Origin of the sequence: Lentzea aerocolonigenes (genome assembly GCF_000974445.1) — a bacterium.
GTDB classification, from domain to species: Bacteria; Actinomycetota; Actinomycetes; order Mycobacteriales; family Pseudonocardiaceae; genus Lentzea; species Lentzea aerocolonigenes.
This window is the reverse complement of the sequence record NZ_BBOJ01000013.1, coordinates 258542-278161: the sequence shown is the minus strand read 5'-3', so window position 1 is coordinate 278161 and position 19620 is coordinate 258542. Positions and strand designations below refer to the sequence as shown.

At 69.8% G+C, this 19620-nt stretch carries 16 protein-coding genes; 9 read left to right on the top strand and 7 right to left on the bottom strand.

Annotated features, from left to right (window positions below):
- Positions 1-20 precede the first annotated feature (20 nt).
- Positions 21-1997 (bottom strand): alpha-1,4-glucan--maltose-1-phosphate maltosyltransferase, encoded by a 1977-nt coding sequence (locus AOM45_RS25510; RefSeq protein WP_030467808.1) that lies wholly within the window; start codon positions 1995-1997, stop codon positions 21-23.
- A gap of 228 nt (positions 1998-2225) precedes the next feature.
- On the opposite strand from AOM45_RS25510, the gene AOM45_RS52415 reads away from it, so the two are divergent.
- From AOM45_RS52415 to AOM45_RS25490, 4 genes are all read left to right on the top strand, one after another.
- The gene (locus tag AOM45_RS52415; protein WP_051783428.1) at positions 2226-3788 is read left to right on the top strand and encodes a serine/threonine-protein kinase; all 1563 of its coding nucleotides are present in this window, start codon (positions 2226-2228) and stop codon (positions 3786-3788) included.
- A gap of 1 nt (position 3789) precedes the next feature.
- Positions 3790-5130: a serine/threonine-protein kinase gene (locus AOM45_RS25500; RefSeq protein WP_051783431.1), complete on the top strand. Its 1341-nt coding sequence runs from the start codon at positions 3790-3792 to the stop codon at positions 5128-5130.
- A 71-nt stretch (positions 5131-5201) separates the two neighbouring features.
- On the top strand, positions 5202-7787 hold the full coding sequence (gene glgP, locus AOM45_RS25495; RefSeq protein ID WP_030467811.1) for an alpha-glucan family phosphorylase: 2586 nt from the start codon (positions 5202-5204) through the stop codon (positions 7785-7787).
- Positions 7788-8089: 302 nt separating this feature from the next.
- A complete protein-coding gene (locus tag AOM45_RS25490; protein WP_030467812.1) occupies positions 8090-8635 on the top strand; it encodes a hypothetical protein in 546 nt (181 codons plus the stop codon).
- Positions 8636-8867: 232 nt separating this feature from the next.
- Here the strand turns inward: AOM45_RS25490 and AOM45_RS25485 are convergent, their stop codons facing one another.
- The 4 genes from AOM45_RS25485 to glgX form a co-directional block, all read right to left on the bottom strand.
- Positions 8868-9989: a hypothetical protein gene (locus AOM45_RS25485; protein WP_035910337.1), complete on the bottom strand. Its 1122-nt coding sequence runs from the start codon at positions 9987-9989 to the stop codon at positions 8868-8870.
- A gap of 38 nt (positions 9990-10027) precedes the next feature.
- The gene (locus AOM45_RS25480; RefSeq protein ID WP_030467814.1) at positions 10028-10417 is read right to left on the bottom strand and encodes a rhodanese-like domain-containing protein; all 390 of its coding nucleotides are present in this window, start codon (positions 10415-10417) and stop codon (positions 10028-10030) included.
- A complete protein-coding gene (locus AOM45_RS25475; RefSeq protein ID WP_030467815.1) occupies positions 10414-11001 on the bottom strand; it encodes a cysteine dioxygenase in 588 nt (195 codons plus the stop codon). Before AOM45_RS25475 ends, AOM45_RS25480 begins: the two co-directional genes overlap by 4 nt.
- 263 nt (positions 11002-11264) lie before the next feature.
- The gene (gene glgX, locus AOM45_RS25470; RefSeq protein WP_030467816.1) at positions 11265-13379 is read right to left on the bottom strand and encodes a glycogen debranching protein GlgX; all 2115 of its coding nucleotides are present in this window, start codon (positions 13377-13379) and stop codon (positions 11265-11267) included.
- A 135-nt stretch (positions 13380-13514) separates the two neighbouring features.
- Between glgX and AOM45_RS25465 the strand changes: the two genes are divergently transcribed.
- From AOM45_RS25465 to AOM45_RS25450, 4 genes are read left to right on the top strand one after another with little or no spacing between them, the layout of a single operon-like run.
- Positions 13515-14357 (top strand): ABC transporter ATP-binding protein, encoded by an 843-nt coding sequence (locus AOM45_RS25465; RefSeq protein WP_051783434.1) that lies wholly within the window; start codon positions 13515-13517, stop codon positions 14355-14357.
- 55 nt (positions 14358-14412) lie between these two features.
- Positions 14413-15192 (top strand): enoyl-CoA hydratase/isomerase family protein, encoded by a 780-nt coding sequence (locus AOM45_RS25460; protein ID WP_030467818.1) that lies wholly within the window; start codon positions 14413-14415, stop codon positions 15190-15192.
- Complete coding sequence (locus AOM45_RS25455) at positions 15182-16138, top strand: class I SAM-dependent methyltransferase (protein WP_030467819.1); 957 nt, start codon at positions 15182-15184, stop codon at positions 16136-16138. Before AOM45_RS25460 ends, AOM45_RS25455 begins: the two co-directional genes overlap by 11 nt.
- 1 nt (position 16139) lies before the next feature.
- Positions 16140-17300 (top strand): THUMP-like domain-containing protein, encoded by a 1161-nt coding sequence (locus AOM45_RS25450; RefSeq protein WP_030467820.1) that lies wholly within the window; start codon positions 16140-16142, stop codon positions 17298-17300.
- Here AOM45_RS25450 and AOM45_RS25445 read toward each other — a convergent pair.
- The gene (locus AOM45_RS25445) at positions 17259-17846 is read right to left on the bottom strand and encodes a TetR/AcrR family transcriptional regulator (protein ID WP_030467821.1); all 588 of its coding nucleotides are present in this window, start codon (positions 17844-17846) and stop codon (positions 17259-17261) included. The two genes, AOM45_RS25450 and AOM45_RS25445, sit on opposite strands and share 42 nt — an antisense overlap.
- Positions 17847-17937: 91 nt before the next feature.
- On the opposite strand from AOM45_RS25445, the gene AOM45_RS25440 reads away from it, so the two are divergent.
- A complete protein-coding gene (locus tag AOM45_RS25440; protein WP_030467822.1) occupies positions 17938-18327 on the top strand; it encodes a DUF4267 domain-containing protein in 390 nt (129 codons plus the stop codon).
- Positions 18328-18740: 413 nt separating this feature from the next.
- On the opposite strand, the gene AOM45_RS25435 is transcribed toward AOM45_RS25440, so the two are convergent.
- Complete coding sequence (locus AOM45_RS25435) at positions 18741-19466, bottom strand: nucleotidyltransferase domain-containing protein (RefSeq protein ID WP_030467823.1); 726 nt, start codon at positions 19464-19466, stop codon at positions 18741-18743.
- Positions 19467-19620 lie beyond the last annotated feature (154 nt).

Here is a 19620-nt window from a genome sequence, read left to right as displayed (position 1 = left end):
ATGAAGGAGCCCTTCATCAATCAGCTGAAGCGGCGCTGCAGGCTCACCACGTGTGCGGTGGCGCGCCACGGTTCGAGGCGGACGTAGTTGGCCTGTCCCCAGTCCCAGGTCTCGCCCGTGACCTCGTCGTGCGCGATCACCCGCTCGTGCCAGTCGAACCCGAGCTCCGGCAGGTCGAGGTACAACGTCCCCTCCTGCGCGTTGTGCGGGTCGAGGCTGACCACGACCACGACGGTGTCGCCGGTCTCCGGATCACGCTTGGAGAAGGCGAGCATCGCGTCGTTGTCGGTGTGCTGGAACTTCAGCGTGCGCATCTGCTGGAGTGCCGGGTGCGCCTTGCGGATGTGGTTCAGCTTGCGCAGCCACGGTTCGAGCGAACGCCCGTCCGCGAGGGCACGGGCGTAGTCACGAGGCCGCAGCTGGTACTTCTCGGAGTTGAGGTACTCCTCGCTGCCGGGTTTCACGGCCTCGTGCTCGAAGAGCTCGTAGCCGCTGTAGACACCCCAGCTCGGCGCGAGCGTGGCCGCGAGCGCCGCACGAAGCCCGAACATACCGGGACCTCCGTGCTGCAGCGACTCGTGGAGGATGTCGGGGGTGTTCACGAAGAGGTTCGGGCGCGCCTCGTCCCAGTGGTCGCGCAGGTCCTCGCCGAACTCGATCAGCTCCTGCTTGCCCGTCCGCCACGTGAAGTACGTGTAGGACTGGGTGAAGCCGAGCTTCGCGAGGCCGTAGAGACGGGCGGGCCGGGTGAAGGCCTCGGACAGGAACAGCGTGTCCGGGTAGACCTCCTTGACCTTCCAGATCAGCCACTGCCAGAAGTCCGGCGGCTTGGTGTGCGGGTTGTCGACCCGGAAGATCCGCACCCCGTGCTCGGCCCAGTACAGGACCACGCGCAGCACCTCGTGGTAGAGGCCCTGCGGGTCGAGGTCGAAGTTGATCGGGTAGATGTCCTGGTACTTCTTGGGCGGGTTCTCCGCGTACGCGATCGTGCCGTCCGGCCGGGTGGTGAACCACTCCGGGTGCTTGAGCACCCACGGGTGGTCCGGCGCGCACTGCAGTGCGAAGTCGAGCGCGACCTCCAGGCCGAGCTCGTGCGCACGCTCCACGAGCGCGTCGAAGTCCTCGATCGTGCCGAGCTGCGGGTGGATCGCGTCGTGCCCGCCCTCGTCCGCGCCGATCGCCCACGGCGAGCCGGTGTCGTCGGGGCCGGCGACGAGCGTGTTGTTGGGGCCCTTGCGGTTGACCCGCCCGATCGGGTGGATCGGCGGGAAGTAGACGACGTCGAAGCCCATCGCCGCGACCCGGTCGAGCTCCTTGGTCGCGGTGGCGAACGTGCCGTGCACCGCCTGGCCGGTCTCGTCGATCCCACCGGTGCTGCGCGGGAAGAACTCGTACCACGAGCCGTACGCGGCCTTCTTGCGGTCGCACCAGATCTTGTGCGTCTTGCCCTTGGTGATCAGCTCGCGCACCGGGTGCTCGACCATGACCTTCTGCACCTCGTCGGCGAAGGCCTGCGCGACGCGTTCGGTGAGCGGCCGGTCCTCGTCCCGCAGCGCTTCCGCGGCGGACGTGAGCAGTGCTCGCTCTTGCCTTCGATCGGGTCGGCGTGCCACCCGATCGAGTAGCTGAGCGCCGATTTCCAGATCGTTTGCGAGATCACCGGGGCCTTGGCCGGCCGCGATCTTCACCTCAACGGCGTGGTTCCAGGTGCCCCAGGGGTCACTCCACGCATCGATCCGGAACGTCCACGCGCCCTGGTGGTCGGGAACGATCGTCGCTCCCCACCGGTCGAGGCCGATGCCGACCTCGTGCATGCGCGTCTGGCGAGCGACTCGGTCGTTCGGCCCGCGCCACGTGACTGTGGCCGCGAGTTTGTCGTGTCCCTCGCGCCACACCGTGGCCTGCACCGGAATGTGTTCTCCCACAACGGCTTTGGCTGGATACCGTCCAGCCGAGACCACCGGGGATACGTCGTCGATACCGAGCCGTCCACTCATCGGCAGCGCCTTTCCGCCGTGTCGCTCCGCGTAGGTCGCAATCCTGCCTTGCTCGATCAAGCACCCTGTCAGCGGGTTACCCCATCTAGATCCGTACCCCTTCGGTGTCGATCGCACACCTTGAGCCGCCGGTGTGTCCAGCGTCTCGGCCCACGAGGTGTCGAAAGCATTGGACCGTTCCCAGGCAACTCACATCGTTGCGAACGTGCTACAGGTAGCCTCCCGCGCGTGAACAAGCTTGGCGACCGTTACGTCCTGCTCGACCAGCTCGGCGCCGGAGCGATGGGCGTCGTGTGGCGAGCACGCGACGAACTCCTGCACCGGGACGTCGCGGTCAAGCAGCTGCTGCTCAACGAAGTGCAGCCCAACGAGTTCCACGAGGCGGTCCAGCGCGCCATGCGCGAGGGTCGCATCGCCGCGCGCCTGCAGCACCCGAACGCGATCGCGGTCTACGACGTCGTCGTCGACAACGGCAAGCCGTGCCTGGTCATGGAGTACCTGCCGTCCCGCAACCTCTCGGCCGTGCTGGACGAGCGCGGTCCGATGCCGCCGATGGAGGCCGCGCGGATCGGTTCGCTCGCGGCGTCGGCGCTGGCCGCCGCCCACGGCGCGGGGATCGTCCACCGCGACATCAAGCCCGGCAACGTCCTGATTGGACGTGACGGCGCCGTCAAGATCACCGATTTCGGAATTTCGCGTGCTTTGGGCGATGTGGCCGTGACGAAGACCGGCATGCTCGCCGGCACGCCCGCGTACCTCGCGCCGGAACTCGCCCGCGGCGCCGAGCCCGCGCCGCCCTCGGACGTGTTCTCGCTCGGCGCGACGATCTACGCGATGACGGAGGGCGAGCCGCCGTTCGGCAAGAGCACCAACGACCTCGGCCTGCTGTACAAGGTCGCGAGGGGCGAGACCCGCCCGCCCATGCGCTCCGGCCCGCTCACCGGGTTGCTGGTCCGCATGCTCGCCAACGAGCCGTCGCAGCGCCCGACGGCGGCCCAGGCGGTGGAGGAGCTCAAGGCGATCGCGTCCGGCGCCCCGGTCCCGGTCACCAGGGTGATCCCGCCGCGGCCGGTGACGCCGCCGTCCGGCACGGCCGTGATGGGGGCGTCGGGACCGGGCACGCAGGGGCCTCGCCCGGTGCCGCCCCCGCCGACGCGCACCCGGCCGCCCGCCCCGTTGATGGAGCCGGAGCCGTACGAGCCGGAGCCGGAGCCGAAGAAGAACCGGGGCCTGGCGATCGCCGCGGCGGTCCTCGCGGTGCTGCTGATCTCCGGCGTCGCGTACGCGATCATCGACGGCATGGGCGACGACGGCAGCAGCGCGGATCCCAGCACCTCGACGCCGAAGACCTCCTCGCAGACGCAGGACCCCAGCCCCACGAAGGTGACCAGCACCCCCGCGGCGACGACCCAGAAGCCGACGCAGTCGCAGACGTACCAGAGCCCGCCGCCGTCGTCGAAGCCGTCGGGGAGCAAGTTCACGACCGCCCAGGTCACCCAGTTCGTGAAGCAGCACTACGGGAAGCTGCCGCAGGACCTCGACGGTGCCCGCCAGGACTGGGACCCGGACCAGGCGCCCAGCCCGTCCACCGACAAGGACTACTGGGGCAACTACACCAAGGTCGCGATCAAGGGCACGCCGCTGGTCAAGGCCAACGGCGACACCTTCACCGTCACGACCGCGCTGCAGCTGACCGAGGCGGAGACGAACAAGACCACGACCGAGGAGCACACGCTCACGATCTCCGGCAAGGGCGAGAAGCTGCTGATCACCGGCGAGGAGAAGGGCTGACGTGCAGACCTTCGCCGGCCGGTACGCCCTGATCGAGCGCCTCGGCAGCGGTGCGATGGGTGTCGTGTGGCGCGCACGCGACGAGCTGCTCCACCGCGAGGTCGCGATCAAGCAGCTGCTCCTGCCCGACCTCGAGCAGAAGCAGGTCGAGGAGGCCTGCCGGCGGGCGATGCGCGAGGGCAGGATCGCCGCGCGGTTGCAGCACCCGAACGCGATCGGGGTCTTCGACGTCGTGGTCGAGGACGGCCGGCCGTGCCTGGTGATGGAGTACCTGCCGTCCCGGAGCCTCTCGGCGGTGCTGGCGGAGCGGGGCACGCTGCCGCCGGAGGAGACCGCGCGGATCGGAGCGGAGGTCGTCGCCGCGCTCGCCGCGGCGCACGAGGCGGGGATCGTCCACCGGGACGTCAAGCCCGGCAACGTCCTGATCGGACACAACGGCAAGGTCAAGATCACGGACTTCGGCATCTCGCGGGCGGCCGGGGACGTGGCGGTCACCAGGACCGGGATGCTGGCGGGCACGCTCGCCTACCTCGCGCCGGAGCTGGCCCGCGGCGCGGACCCCGATCCGGCGGCGGACATGTTCTCGTTCGGGGCCACGCTCTACGCGATGATGGAGGGGCAGCCGCCGTTCGGGCGCAGCGCGAACGAGTTCGGCCTGCTCTACAAGATCTCGACCGGACAGCTCGTGCCGCCCACCAGGTCCGGACCGCTGACGCCGTTGCTGACCCGGCTGCTGGCCATCGAGCCGGCGGAGAGGCCGACCGCCGCGCAGGTCGCCGAGGAGCTGGCGGCCCTCACCGGCCCCGCGCCCGCCCCGGTGTCCGCCACCGCGGTCCAGCCCGCCCGCCGTGTGCGCCGCGCCGGGATCCTGGCCGCCGCGGCCGTGGTGCTCGTCGCGACGGTCGTGACCGCGTCCGTCCTGGTCAACCGCTACCAGGCCGCCGGGTCCGGCACCCCGCAGACGAGCCAGAGCACGTCGGCACCCGCAGCCTTGACCACCAAGGACGTGGACGCCTTCGTCCAGCAGCACTTCGCCAAGCTGCCGAAGGACCCTGCGGGCGCGCGCCAGGACTGGGCTCCCGAGTTCCGGCCCGCCGAGCAGGCCGACGACCAGTACTGGAAGCGGTACGAGGTGGTGGCGATCTACGGCGAGCCCCGGATCAGCAGCACCGCGCAGGACGAGGGGAGATACGCCGTCGAGCTCGACCTGACGCTGCGTGAGCACGGTGCCCCCACGAGCGACTTCCCGGGGAAGAACGTGTCGATCGCGGGTTTCCGGCTGGACCTGGTGGTCCGGGACGGCGAGTTGTTCATCGCGCACTCGCGCGAACTGGCCAATTGAGCCGCAAGTCGTTGCAGGTGTGACCGGGAACGTTGTCAGCCCCTCGGGGGTGGCAGGTAAGTTCGCTCGTCATGCGAGCACTTCGCCGGTTCACCGTCCGAGCCAGCCTGCCGGAGCCCCTGTCCGCGCTGAGCACGCTCGCCACCAACCTGCGCTGGACGTGGCACCCGCCCACGCAGGACCTCTTCGCCTCGATCGACTCACGCGTCTGGTCCGAGGTGGGTGGCGACCCACTGCGCCTGCTCTCCGTCGTCGACGCCGGGAAGCTGGAGTCACTCGCGAGAGACGAACAGTTCCTGCTCAAACTCCACGCCCTCGCTTCCGACCTGGAGCGCTACGTCAACGGGCCGCGCTGGTACCAGCGGCGCCAGGACGAGATCGCGGGTCGCCGGGAGCGCGGGTCGAGCGACACACCGCTGCCCACGAGCGTCGCGTACTTCTCGATGGAGTTCGGCGTGCACGAGGCGCTGCCGAACTACTCCGGCGGTCTCGGCATCCTCGCCGGTGACCACCTGAAGGCGGCCTCCGACCTGGGCGTTCCGCTGATCGCGGTCGGTCTGCTCTACCGGTCCGGGTACTTCCGCCAGTCGCTGTCGCTCGACGGCTGGCAGGTCGAGCACTACCCGGTGCTCGACCCGCGCGGACTGCCGCTGGAGCTGCTGACCGAGCCGTCCGGGCTGCCGCTGCTGGTCCACGTGGCCATGCCGGGCGACCGGATGCTGCGCGCGAAGATCTGGAAGGCGCAGGTCGGGCGCGTCCCGCTGCTCCTGCTCGACTCCGACGTGGAGCAGAACGACGACGACCTGCGCGGCGTCACCGACCGGCTCTACGGCGGCGACCAGAACCACCGCATCCGCCAGGAGATCCTCGCGGGCATCGGCGGCGTGCGGGCGGTCCGCACGTTCTGCGAGCTCACCGGCCACGCGCAGCCCGAGGTGTTCCACACCAACGAGGGCCACGCGGGTTTCCTCGGCCTCGAGCGGATCCGCGAGTACATCACCAACGACGGCCTCGACTTCGACCAGGCGCTCACCGCGGCCCGTGCCGGTGCCGTGTTCACCACGCACACGCCCGTGCCGGCCGGCATCGACAGGTTCCCGGTCGACCTGGTCCAGCACTACTTCGGCGCCGAGAACCTGGTGCCGGGCGTGAACACCCAGCGCATCCTCGCGCTCGGGGCCGAGGACAACCCCGGCATGTTCAACATGGCCCACATGGGCCTGCGGCTCGCCCAGCGCGCGAACGGCGTGTCCAAACTGCACGGTGAGGTCAGCAGGGACATGTTCCGCGGCCTCTGGCCGGGCTTCGACGCCACCGAGGTGCCGATCGGCTCGGTCACCAACGGCGTGCACGGGCCGACGTGGGCCGCGACCGAGATGAGCAAGCTGCTGGGGGCGTCCGAAGCTGACAACCAGAGCTCCGGACTCGGCATCGGCGCGTTCGAGCCGGTCACCGACGCGGGCCTGTGGGAGCTGCGGTCGACGTTGCGAGGTCGCCTGGTGCATGAGGTGCGCAGGCGTTTGCGCGAGTCGTGGCTGCAGCGCGGTGCGTCCGCGCTGGAGCTGGGCTGGACCGACTCGGTGTTCGACCCGAGCGTGCTGACCGTGGGCTTCGCACGGCGCGTGCCGACGTACAAGCGCCTCACGCTGATGCTGCGCGACCCGGAACGGCTGCGTTCGCTGCTGCTGCACCCCGAACGGCCCGTGCAGCTCGTGGTGGCTGGCAAGTCGCACCCCGCCGACGACGGCGGCAAGGCGCTGATCCAGCAGATCGTGCGCTACGCCGACGACGCGGGTGTGCGCCACCGGATCGTGTTCCTGCCCGACTACGACATGTCCATGGCCCGGTACCTGTACTGGGGCTGTGACGTGTGGCTGAACAACCCGATGCGTCCGCTGGAGGCGTGCGGCACGTCCGGCATGAAGGCGGCGCTGAACGGCGGTCTCAACCTGTCCATCCGCGACGGCTGGTGGGACGAGCTGTACGACGGGTCGAACGGCTGGGCCATCCCGACCGCGGACGGCGTCAACGACCCGATCCGCCGGGACGACCTCGAGGCCAACGCCCTGTACGAGCTGCTCGGCTCGCAGGTCGCGCCGCTGTTCTACGACCGCGGCGAGGACGGTGTGCCGACCCGCTGGATGTCGATGGTCCGGCACACGCTGGCCTCGCTCGGGCCGGTCGTGCAGGCGTCCCGGATGGTCCGCGAGTACGTGGAGACGTACTACGCGCCGGCCGCCGCGTCCGCGCAGAACGTCGTCGGCGAGGGCTACCGGGGTGCGAAGGAGCTGTCCTCGTACCGGCACCGGCTGCGCGCGTCGTGGACGCGGGTGCGGGTGCTCGACAGCGACCTCGTGCTCGGTGGGTCGTCGGTGCCGGTGCTGGGCGCGCCGGTCATCGTGCGGGCACGGGTGGAGCTGGCCGGGCTGGAGCCGTCCGAAGTGGACGTTCAGGTCGTGCTCGGCAAGGTGTCCCACGACTCCGACGAGCTCAAGGACGTCGTGACGGCGCCGATGAACTACGCGGGCAACGGCAACTACGAGGCGGAGGTGCCGCTGCCGCACGCCGGTGCGCTCGGTTACACCGTGCGCGTGCTGCCCCGGCACGGCCTGCTGGCCTCTCCCGCCGAGCTCGGCAGGGTCGTTCTGGCCAGCTGACCAGGTCAGTTGGATCAACACAGGGCATCCAGTTCGCCTTCAAACGGCGGGCTGGATGCCCTGATGTGTTCGTCTTCTTTGTTCCCTGTTAACTGCTCGTGACCTCGCTCAGGCGCGTGCACGATTCAGGGCCTTCCCTCATTCGAATGAGCGCTTTTTCGAGTGGGTGAATTCGCAATCTCCGCTGGTAGGGGTGCGTGCACGGGCTTACGCTTCATCGCATGGAATGAACCGCACCAGAATTCCCAGTAGGCATTTCCGGCGCGGCTCCAGCGAATTGCGCATTGAGGAAGAAGGTAGCCGTGAAGAAAACGATTACCGCACTCTCGCTCGTCGCAGCACTGTTCACCGCCTCATCGGTCCCGGCTGCCAGTGCGACGCCCGCCGCGCCAGAACTCCCAGCCGCCTGCGCCGGTCTCGTGACGGACCTCGCCGGGAAGCTCACGAAAGTCGTCGGCAGTTTGTTGCCCATTCCGAACGTGGGTGCGGTGACACCGTTGATCGGTGACCTGCTCAACCTCGTGACGGCGTTGCAGGGCGCCGGCTGTCTTCCGACACCGCCGGTGAGCGTGCCGGGCGTGCCGCTGCCCGCGAAGGCCGTGGAGTACAGCGGCCCCGTCGACCAGTGCCTGCCGGTCGTGCTGAACCTGATCTCGTCGATCGCCGGTCTCGGCGGCACGATCCTCGGCGCCGCCAGTGGTGGTCTGCCCGACGTCGGCAAGCTCACAGGAATCCTGACAACGCTGTTGAAGACAGTCACCGACCTGCTGCAGAAGTGCGGCCTGCCGGCGCCGCCCGGTGGCCTGCCCGCGCTGCCCGGCCTGCCGCTGCCGGTCGAGAACAGCTGATCTCCGAACGCGGGGTGGGAAAGGGCCCGTCACCGGTCTCGGTGACGGGCCCTTTCCCGTGCGCGGTGCGTAGTATTCCGGGCAGTGCGGAATGTTGGCGACGAGCTGCGCGCTCACCCGTTCGTTGCGGATCAAGCCATTTCCGGGAATGCACACAATGGGGCGACCGATTCGTTTTCGGCCGTGAGGTGTGGTTAGCCTGCGGGTTGGTGGCGGCGGCAACTGTCCGGGGTCAGCTGATCTCCAGACGGGCGCGGGTCGCCGCCACCCGCGGGCTCCACCCGGCGAGGCCGGTCGCCTCGGCCGTGAGCTCGCGGGCCTTCGCGTTGTTGCCGTCGGCCATCCACGCCCGCGCGATCGTGATCAGTTCGTCGGCGCGGTCCAGCGCGTTCTCGCTCGACTCGGCCGCGTAGCCCGCCAGCTGCCTCGCCTTCGCGGTGTCGCCCTCGATCAGCGCGATGACCGCGAGCACGCCGTTCGACCGGTGCTTCGGATAACCGGCCTCGTAGGCGTTGGCGAGCATGCTCTTGGCCGTCTCCAGCCCGACCTCGGCGGGGAACTGCCCGGCCTCCACCGCGGCCACGGCGACCGCGGCCGTCGTGGCCATCACGAACGCCATCTCGCGCGTGCCGAGGTCCCGCCGCCCGCTCAGCCCGACGACGGTCTGCAACGCCTCCAGGTACTGCTCGCGGGCGCACGCCGTCACGACCTTCAGCCCGACCACGGTGAGCAGGTCGGGGTGGTCGCGCACCAGCTCCTCGTGGATCCGCTCGGCCTCGTCGAGGTCGCCGCGGTGGTAGGCGTCCATCCCGGCGACGACCTGCGGCCGCGCCTCCAGCTCGCCGAGCCGCCGGCCGGTGAGCTTCGGCAGCCCGAAGACGAACCACCCGAGGCTCGTGTGGCCCGGCTTCTCGACGGGCACGAGCTGGAGCAGGAAGCACGCGGTGGTGGCCAGCGCCAGGCCCTTGCCGAACGCCGCACCGGTGGCGAGCCACGTGGCCGCCGCGACCACCGCACAGAGGAGGATCGCGAACGCTCCGGTGAGGACGGTCCGCCTGCGCACGCCCGGCTTCAGTCCGGTGATGCCGATCGTGGCGAGCACGGGCAGGGTCCGCAGCACGATCCGCTGGTGCGTCCTCGTCCACGACTTCAGCTCGCCGCCGACACCGATGATCACGTGCGTGACGCGGAGTCCGAAGAGGACGGCACCGAGCGCCAGCCCGGCCTGCGCCAGCGTGAGCTCCAGCAGCAGTCCTGCCAACGCCCCGGCGAGTCCGGCGAGGGGATCGGGGAAGGTCCAGGCGATCGTGCCCGCAACGACCAGGGCCGTCACGACCCAGCGCACAACTGTCACGATCTCAAGACGCTACCGGCGTGACAGCGGTTCCGCGGTCACACGACGGCCTGCGAGCCACCTTCCCTGATCGGCAGCCCCGCCGCGCGCCAGGCCCGGTACCCGCCGACGAGGTCCGTGGCGTTGGGCAGACCGATGCGCTGGAGGTCGCGGGCGGCGAGCGAGGACGCCCAGCCCTCGTTGCACACCACGACGACCGTCGTGTCCGCGGTGAAGCCGGGCAGCCGCCACTCGCCGGCCGGGTCGAGCCGCCACTCCAGCACGATCCGCTCGACCACGACGGAGTTCTCGATCTCGCCCTCGGCCAGCCGGTTGTGGTGCGGCCGGATGTCGACGACGAGAGCGTCCTCCAGCCGGTGCAGCTCGTGCGGTTCCAGTCGCTTCAGGTGGGACCGTGCCTCTTCGAGGATGGTGTCGACGGTGCTCACGGGCCCTCCTGGTCGGCCAGCTGACGCAGTTCGGACAGGGGAAGGCGCCGGGCGGGCAGCGGCGGGATCGAGTCGGGGATGTCGAGCAGCGACGCGTACTCGCGGGTCGGCACGAGCGGCGGCGAGTAGGCGTGCACGGTCGCGGCAGGCGCCTCGAACGGGTTCAGCACCTGGTGCGCCCGCCCGGACCCGAAGCCCAGTGCGTCACCGGTCTCGCGGACGGCCGACCGCACCGGGCCTGCGGGGTAGCGGTAGTCCTCCCGCAGCCTGCCGGTCAGCACGGTGAACGACCCGGCGGACCCGCCGTGGTCGTGCGGCTCGGTGCCCTGGCCGGGCAGCCACGACAGCAGCCACAGCTCCACGCCCTCGGTCAGTCCCAGCCGCGCCCACCAGCGGCGTTCCGGGGAGTAGTCGAGGATCTCCAGCAGCCCGGTCGTGAGCTCGCTCGCCACGAACGAGGTCAGGTCGCGCAGTTCGCGCGGCGTCCACAGGGATCGGGACGGGTGGATCACGTCACGCAGCAGCCGGCTGTCCAGCCGCGGGTGCAGGTCGAATTGGTCTTGCTCGGCGAACGTCGAAGTCACCGGGTCGCTCCTGGTCGCGTCGGCTTCGGGTCGACGCGCTCTTCGTCGACCCGAAGATGACCCCCATGTTTTTGGGGGTGTCACTGTTACGGCGGGGTAGCGATCAAGACGCGACGCAGCTGCTCAGCGCATGCGTCGCGTCGAGCTACACCCGCACGACGCCACGAGCACGAGGTCGATCGTGCGGTCTGTCCAGCAGTAGACCAGCACGCGGTGATGGTGCCAGACGCTCTCGGAAAGTGGCTAGAGCGTCCACAGGGTGATCAGCGCGGCACCCGCAGCAACAGCAGCGACCGGGCCTCCACCGTCACCTCCGCGCGTGGCGGCAGCGAACCGGGAGCGGCGGGCGATCCGTCCGCCGTCGTCGTGTCCAGGAACGGGTCGTAGGACGGTCCGTACCGCTCGTGGGGCAGCGTCACGGTGATCGGGTCCGCGCCGGCGTGCATCAGCAGCAGCCACGAGTGGTCCGACACGAGCTCGCCCTCCCGCGTGCGGGACAGGCAGTTCGAGCCGTCGATGAACATGCCGAGCGTGCGGCGGCCCTCGTCGAACCAGTCGGTCTCGGCCATCTCGTGCCCGTCCGGCCGGAACCACACCAGGTCCGGGTTGCCGCTGGGTGTCGTGCGGCCCTCGAAGAACTCCGGCTGGCGCAGTGCGGGGGAGGAGGAACGCAGGTCGATCAGCCGCTGGGTGAAGCCGAGGATCGCCTTGCTCGCGTCGGTCTCCTCCCAGTCGACCCAGGAGATCCGGTTGTCGAGGCAGTACGCGTTGTTGTTGCCGCGCTGGGTGCGCCACATCTCGTCGCCCGCGACCATCATCGGCGTGCCGGTGGACAGCAGCAGCGTCGCGAGGAGGTTCCGCGCCTGCTTGGCCCGCAGCGCGAGGACGTCGGGATCGGACGTCTCGCCCTCGGCGCCGCAGTTCCACGACCGGTTGTCGTTCGTGCCGTCGCGGTTGTCCTCGCCGTTCTCCTCGTTGTGCTTGTCGTTGTACGACACCAGATCGCGCAGCGTGAACCCGTCGTGCGCGGTGATGAAGTTGATCGACTGCCACGGCCGGCGCAGGTCGTCCGCGTACAGGTCCGACGACCCGGAGAGCCGGTACGCGAGGTCGCGCACGGACGTGTGGCCGCGCCAGAAGTCCCTGACCGTGTCGCGGTAGCGGCCGTTCCACTCCGCCCACTGCACCCCGAAGTCGCCGACGCGGTACCCGTCGCCCGTCGCGTCCCACGGCTCGGCGATCAGCTTCGCGCGGCACAGCACCGGGTCCGTCGTGATGGCCGTCAGCAGCGCGGAGTCGCGGTCGAAGAACCCGCCGCCCGGCCTGCCCATGGTCGACGCGAGGTCGAACCGGAAGCCGTCCACGCCCATCTCGTCCGCCCAGTACCGCAGCGAGTCCGTGACCAGCCGCACGACCTGCGGCGACCCGGCGTCCAGCGTGTTGCCGCACCCGGTGATGTCGACCGTGCTGCCGCCGCCCGCGTGCAGGTAGTACCCCGGCGCGTCGTACCCGCGGAAGCAGATCGTCGGCCCTTCCGGTCCGCCCTCGCAGGTGTGGTTGTAGACGACGTCGATCAGCACCTCGATGCCCGCCGCGTGCAGGGCCGAGACCATCGTCCGGAACTCCTGCACCTCGTTGCCCGGCTCGCTCGCGTAGCCCGCGTGCGGAGCGCAGTACCCCAGCGGCGAGTAACCCCAGTAGTTGACCGCTTTGCGGCCGATGAGCGACGGCTCGTCCTGGAACGCCTGCACGGGGAGCAGTTCGACGCTCGTGACACCGAGCCGCGTGAGGTGCTCGACCGCTGCCGGGTGCGCCAGGCCGAGGTACGTGCCGCGCAGCCGCTCGGGGATGTCCGGGTGGTTCTTCGTGAAGCCCTTGACGTGCAACTCGTAGATGACGGCCTCTTCGAACGGCACCTCGGGCTTCACGCCCGTGTCCGCGCCGCCCGGCGCGCTCACGACGGAGAGGGGAACGCTGCCGAGCGAGTCGACCGCGGACGGCGGCCCGTGCATCGGGTCGCCCACGTACCCGAGCGCGGCCTCGACGTCGGTGATCCGCCCGGTGATCTGCCGCGCGTACGGGTCGACCAGCAGTTTCGCCGGGTTGCACCGCAGCCCGCGCCCCGCGTCGTACGGGCCGTGCACCCGGAAGCCGTACTTCTGGCCGGGCGTCACGCCGGGGACGAGGCCGTGCCACACGCCGAACGTTCGTTCGGTCAGCTCGACCCGCTTCTCGGCCCCGTCGTCGTCGACGAGACAGACCTCGACCGCGTCGGCGACGTGGGACGTCACCGCGAACCGGACACCGCCTGCTTCGGCGTGTGCCCCCAGTGGGAACGGTCGGCCTGCCAGCACCTCGGACTCCGGTCGCATAGCCATACCTCCGATCTTGGCATCCGGCACCGACAAAAAACTTGAGAGTTCACACAGGCGGCGCAGCCCGGAGTGCACGCGGGGAGCTTTCGTGCGCTCCTGGCGCACGCAGCGTCCCCGCGTGTCGTCTGGAGACCCCCGATGGAGGGGTTGGGGAAGGCCGTTCGGAACAATGGAGGCGTGGCGGACGTCGACGTGACAGATCTGGTCGTGCACATGGCGGGCGTGTCGGTCCGCCGAGGGAAGAACACGCTGGTCGGCAACATCGACTGGAGCGTGGAACTGGACGAGCGCTGGGTGGTGCTGGGCCCGAACGGTGCCGGCAAGACGACCCTGCTACGGCTCTCCAGCGCGGAACTGCACCCCACCAGGGGCAAGGTCCACCTCCTGGGTGAACGCCTGGGCAAGACCGACGTCCAGGAGCTCAAGCCCCGCATCGGTCTGTGCTCGGCCGCGCTGAACGGCCGCGTCCCCGGCGACGAGACGGTCGTCGACCTGGTCGTCTCCGCCGGTTACGCGGTGCTCGGCCGGTGGCGCGAGGAGTACGGCAAGGAAGACACCGACCGCGCCCGCGAGCTGCTCGGCACGCTGGGCATGGAGCACCTCGCCGACCGCCTGTACGGCACGCTGAGCGAGGGCGAGCGCAAGCGCACGCTGATCGCCCGCGCGTTGATGACCGACCCCGAGATGCTGCTGCTCGACGAGCCCGCCGCCGGCCTCGACCTGGGCGGCCGTGAGGACCTCGTCGCGAAGCTGTCCGAGCTGGCGATGGACCCGGACGCGCCCGCGATGGTGCTGGTCACGCACCACGTCGAGGAGATCCCGCCGGGCTTCACCCACGCGTTGCTGCTGCGCGAGGGCTCGATCGTGGCGCAGGGTCTGCTCGACGACGTCCTGACTGAGGAAAACCTCTCAAAGACGTTCGGGCAGGACCTGGAGCTGCAAAAGTCGGGGGACCGGTTCTTCGCCCGGCGCAAGGTCTGACAAGCTACCGCTGGGTAACGTGACATCGCCGTCGCGACAACTAGGAGGGCGCTGCGTGGCTGAGTTCGTGAGGCTCGAGGTCGAGGACGGGATCGGCACGATCCGGCTGGACCGGCCGCCGATGAACGCCCTGAACCGGCAGGTGCAGTCCGAGCTGCAGGCCGCCGCCAAGGAGGCCTCCGAGCGCTCGGACGTCTACGCGGTGATCGTCTACGGCGGCGAGAAGGTCTTCGCCGCCGGTGCGGACGTCAAGGAGTTCGCGCAGATCTCCCACGCCGAGATGACGTTGCGGGCGAAGGGACTGTCCGACGCTCTCGGTGCACTCGCATCGGTGCCGAAGCCCACGGTCGCCGCGTTGACCGGCTACGCGCTGGGTGGCGGCTTCGAGGTCGCGCTGGGCTGCGACCGCCGGATCGCGGGCGACAACGTCAAGGTCGGCCAGCCCGAGATCCTGCTCGGCCTGATCCCCGGCGGTGGCGGCACGCAGCGCCTCGCCCGGTTGATCGGTCCGTCGAAGACCAAGGACCTGCTCTACACCGGCCGGTTCGTCGGCGCCCAGGAGGCGCTGGAGATCGGCATGGTCGACGAGGTCGTCGCTCCCGACGACGTCTACGCGGCCGCGGTGCGCTGGGCGAAGCAGTTCGTCAACGGCCCGGTGCTCGCCCTGGCGGCGACCAAGGCGGCCGTCGACGGTGGCCTCGACACCGACCTGGAGTCGGGTCTGAAGCTCGAAAGCCACCTCTTCGCGGCCCTGTTCGCGACGGAGGACAAGAAGGCCGGTGTGGAGTCGTTCATCGAGAACGGCCCAGGGAAGGCGAAGTTCAGTGGCAACTGATCCGGCACCGAACCCGCACGCGACCGCGGAAGAGGTCGAGGCGGCCTACAAGGACACCAAGCTCGCGCAGGTGCTCTACCACGACTGGGAAGCGGGCACGTACGACGAGAAGTGGTCGATCTCGTACGACGACCGCTGCATCACCTACGCGACGGACCGCTTCCGGGCCGCCGCCGGTGACGTCGGACCGTACGAGCACGCCCTGGAACTGGGCTGCGGCACGGGTTTCTTCCTGCTGAACCTCATGCAGGGCGACGTGATCAAGAAGGGCTCGGTCACCGACCTGTCGCCGGGCATGGTCGAGGTGGCGTTGCGCAACGCTTCGCATCTGGGCCTGGACGTCGACGGCCGGGTCGCCGACGCCGAGCGGATCCCGTACGACGACAACACGTTCGACCTCGTCGTCGGTCACGCGGTGCTGCACCACATCCCCGACGTCGAGGGTGCGATGCGCGAGGTGCTGCGCGTGCTGAAGCCGGGCGGCAAGTTCGTGTTCGCGGGCGACCCGACGAACATCGGCAACTTCTACGCCCGCAAGCTCGGCCAGGCGACGTGGTGGCTCACCACCAACATCACCAAGGCTGTGCCCGCTCTGGGCGGGTGGCGTCGTCCGCAGGAGGAGCTCGACGAGTCCTCCCGGGCCGCGGCGCTGGAAGCCGTCGTCGACCTCCACACGTTCGACCCGGACCAGCTGGAGGCCACGGCTCGCCGCGCCGGTGCCGTCGACGTGCACGCGGTGACCGACGAGCTGTCGGCCGCGCTGTTCGGCTGGCCGGTGCGCACGTTCGAGGCCGCGGTCCCGCGCGAGAAGCTGGGCTTCGGCTGGGCGATGTTCGCCTACCGCACCTGGCAGAACCTCTCGTGGGTGGACCAGAACGTGCTGTCGAAGGTCCTGCCGCGCGAGGTCTTCTACAACGTGTCGGTCACGGGCAAGAAGTCTTCCTGAGTTGGGCTACGCGTTCACCTCCGCCGACGTGGCATTCCTGCGTTCCGGCGCCGGAGCCGCCGCGCTGGCGGAGGTGGACGCGTTGCCGTTCTCGGACGCTTCGCGGCTGCACGACGTCGGCGTGGCCCGCAAGTTGCTGGGGGAGTCGTTCGCCCCGGTCGTGGAAACCGTGCTGCTGCGTCGTCGTGCAGTGTCCAAACTGGACTCACCTGGTTCGTGGCTCTTCACCGATGACGCTCTTCAGCAGGCCACGGCCTCGGCTGTCGCACGGCATCGTGCTCTGCGGTTCGCCGGCCGTGACGTCCACGACGTCACGTGTTCGATCGGCGCCGATCTCTTCGCTTTGAGCGCCGTGGCCTCTCGTTGCATCGGCTCCGACCTCGACCCGGTCCGTCTCGCCATGGCGCGCAACAACGTTCCCGGTCAGCTGGTCGTGCAGGCCGACGCGTTGCGGCCGGTGTCGCGGGCCGGCGCGGTCACCGCGGATCCCGCTCGCCGTGACTCGTCCGGCCGGCGCAAGTGGCATCCCGCGGACTTCGTGCCGCCGCTGGACGAGCTGGCCGAGGTCTACGCGGGGATGGACCTCGCGGTGAAGTGTGCGCCAGGCATCGACTTCGCGGTCGCGCCGTGGGCGGACGAGATCGAGGTCGTGTCGCTGGACGGCGCGGTCCGCGAGGCCTGCCTGTGGACGCGAGGCCTTGCCACGCCAGGGGTTTCGCGCCGCGCCACCGTTCTGCACGGCTCCTCGTCGTGGACTGTCACGGACTCCGAGCCGGACGACTGCCCGGTCGCCGCCCCCGGCGCGTGGCTCATCGACCCGGACGGCGCGGTCGTGCGCGCGGGCCTGGTGCGGCACTACGCGGCGCGACACGGCCTGTGGCAGCTCGACGAGCGCATCGCGTACCTGAGCGGTTCCGAGCCTCCTCCCGGCATCCGGGCGTTCCGCGTGCTCGAACACGGCCACTACACGGAGAAGTCGCTCAAGTCGCTGCTCCGGGCGCGCGGCATCGGCAGGCTGGAGATCCTGGTGCGCGGCCTCGACGTCGACCCGAACACGCTGCGCAAACGCCTGAAGCTGGCCGGTTCCCTCGAACGCACGGTCGTGCTGACGCGGATCGGGTCACGGCCGTTCTTCGTGCTGTGCGAGGCTGAGCGCACCTAGCAGGAGGTCGAGCCGGGTTTCGTCTAGTTCCGGGCGGAGTCTCTTGCCCTGAACGAGCGTCGCGATGCCGTGCAGCGAGCTCCAGAAGACCTCCGTCAACGCCTCCAGGTCTCGTTCGCCCCGGACGGGTTCGACGGCGGCGACGAGCTCCCCGAACGCGTCGAGCAACTCCTGCGGCACCTCTCCCGTGCCCCACGGGATGTCGGACTGCTGCACGAACATCGCGTCGTAAAGCGCAGGCCTCTCTCTCGCGAACCGCAGGTACGTCTCCGCCGCGACCCGCAGCCGCGACTCCCCGCGTGAGGGACGGGCCTGCCGCAGCAACCGCGCCAGCTCACCGCACCCTTCGATCGCGACCGCGCGCACGATCGCGTCCTTGCCCTTGAAGTGGCTGTAGAGCACCGGCTGGCTGTACTCGACCTTGTCCGCGAGCCGACGCGTGGTGACCGCGTCCCACCCTTCGGCCTCGGCCAGCTCCCTGGCCGCCTCGATGATCAGCCGATGCCGTTCCGCGCGTTCACGCTCGCGCCGGTTCTGAATGCTCACGCTCCCAAATCTAGCACCGCTAGACATCCGAGCGCCCATCCTGCTAGCGTCGCTTCTGTCGCTAGCACCGCTAGAACTTCTGGAGGACGAAATGCGTTTCACCACGGTCATGGCCTGGCTGGTAGTGCTGGCAGGCTTCTACTTCGGCCTGAGCTACCTGCTGAACGGCGAGGGCTCCGCCGCAGGCTTCGGCATCGTCGACCCGGCCGGCTATTACGTCGTGAAGGGCGTGCGAGACCTCGCCTACGCCCTGACAGCCCTGATCCTGCTGGTGATGAAGCAGCGCCGAGCCCTCGGCTGGGTGGTCCTGGCGGACGCGATCATCCCGATCGGCGACTGCCTGGCCGTGATGACGCACGGCGGCACCGTGGCCTACGCGTTGATGGTGCACGGCTCGGCCGCAGTCCTGGTGCTGCTCACGGCGTGGCTGCTGCTGCGGGAAAAGGCGCCCGCGCAGCCGAAGCCGGCACCGGTGGGCTGAGGGCAGCGCCGAGGCGATCTCAGGCGGTGCCGGTGGGCTGGCGCCGCCCAGCAGTCCAGAGGACAACGCGCAGCACTACTGGCCGATGGTCTCGAAGCAGCACCCACCGCGCACCTCGCGCGCTGGTCCGGAAGGCACCCCGGCACTGCGCGTTCGCGATCCGCGGCTCACCTTCGCGCGCCAGGCCCCACCCACGGCTCACTTGCGCACGTCAGGCTCAACCCGGCGCTCGCGCCCCAGCCGGGCCGCCGCACCCTCGCTTCAGTCCCGCGCATCTCGCGCGCTGGTCCTGATGGCACCCTCGCACTGCACGTTCGCCACCCGCGGCTCACCTCCGCGCGCCGGGCTCTACCCGCGGCTCACCTCCGCACGCCAGGCCTCAACCCAGCGCCCCCAGCCCGGCCGCCGCCCCCTCAGTCCCGCGCACCAACCCCGTCCGCCAACGCGCGCACCACCTCCGCCACCCCCGAGTCCTCGATCTCCCCCACCAACAACCCGGTCAACACCCGAAAAGCCCGCCCCAACTCCTCAACCCGAGTGGACAACGCGAGCGTCCCCGCAAAAGCCTCCACCCCCGGCAAGTCATCCACCCCGCGCCCCTGCACCGCAGTGACCCCGAAACGCAAGCACCACAACGACATCACGTGATCCCGCATCCCGTTGAGCATGTACAGCGCCTGCCACACCCGCCCCCGCGCGAGCGCCGACCGCACGTGCAGCCCGTGTAGCCAGGCGAGCCCGACGAGCTCATCCCGATCCGGCTGACCCGACTGCGGCAACGAGTTCGCCGCACCGAACAGCAGCCGGAACGTCGGCCCGGTGGCACCGAACTCGGACGACGGCCAGAACGCGATGTCCACCTGCAACGTCGACCGCATCAGGAACACCCGGAACAGCACGGCCCCGCGCCGCACGTCGACATGGCTGACCGCCCCGCGCGAGTACATCAGCGTGGTCCAGTCGCTCACGATCGGGTCCAGCGGGCCGTCAACGGACAGGGCGAGGTCGATGTCGGACCAGCGGTCTTCCTCGCCCACCGCGAAAGATCCCGTCAACGCCGCCCCGACCACGCGCGGGTCGGACTCGGCGGCGGAGACGAGGTCGCGGCGCAGCTGGTCACGTTCGGAAATTGTGAACACAAAGCGACACTATTGGCCCGCGGCTCGAGGGGCCGACACGGGCGAACGGCAGCAGGTCGACCATTCCGAACCGGCCACCAACGCGAGTCGAGGTCGAACGTGAAGCCCCGTGGTCGATGAACTGCCCGAGGAATGTGGAAGGGGGTTGTCGAGG

Coding starts and splice junctions, on each gene's coding strand:
- AOM45_RS25440 (WP_030467822.1), top strand. CDS start 17,938: ATGCGTTTCACCACGGTCATGGCCTGGCTGGTAGTGCTGGCAGGCTTC.
- AOM45_RS25465 (WP_051783434.1), top strand. CDS start 13,515: ATGGAGGGGTTGGGGAAGGCCGTTCGGAACAATGGAGGCGTGGCGGAC.
- AOM45_RS25510 (WP_030467808.1), bottom strand. CDS start 1,997: ATGAGTGGACGGCTCGGTATCGACGACGTATCCCCGGTGGTCTCGGCT.
- glgX (WP_030467816.1), bottom strand. CDS start 13,379: ATGGCTATGCGACCGGAGTCCGAGGTGCTGGCAGGCCGACCGTTCCCA.
- glgP (WP_030467811.1), top strand. CDS start 5,202: ATGCGAGCACTTCGCCGGTTCACCGTCCGAGCCAGCCTGCCGGAGCCC.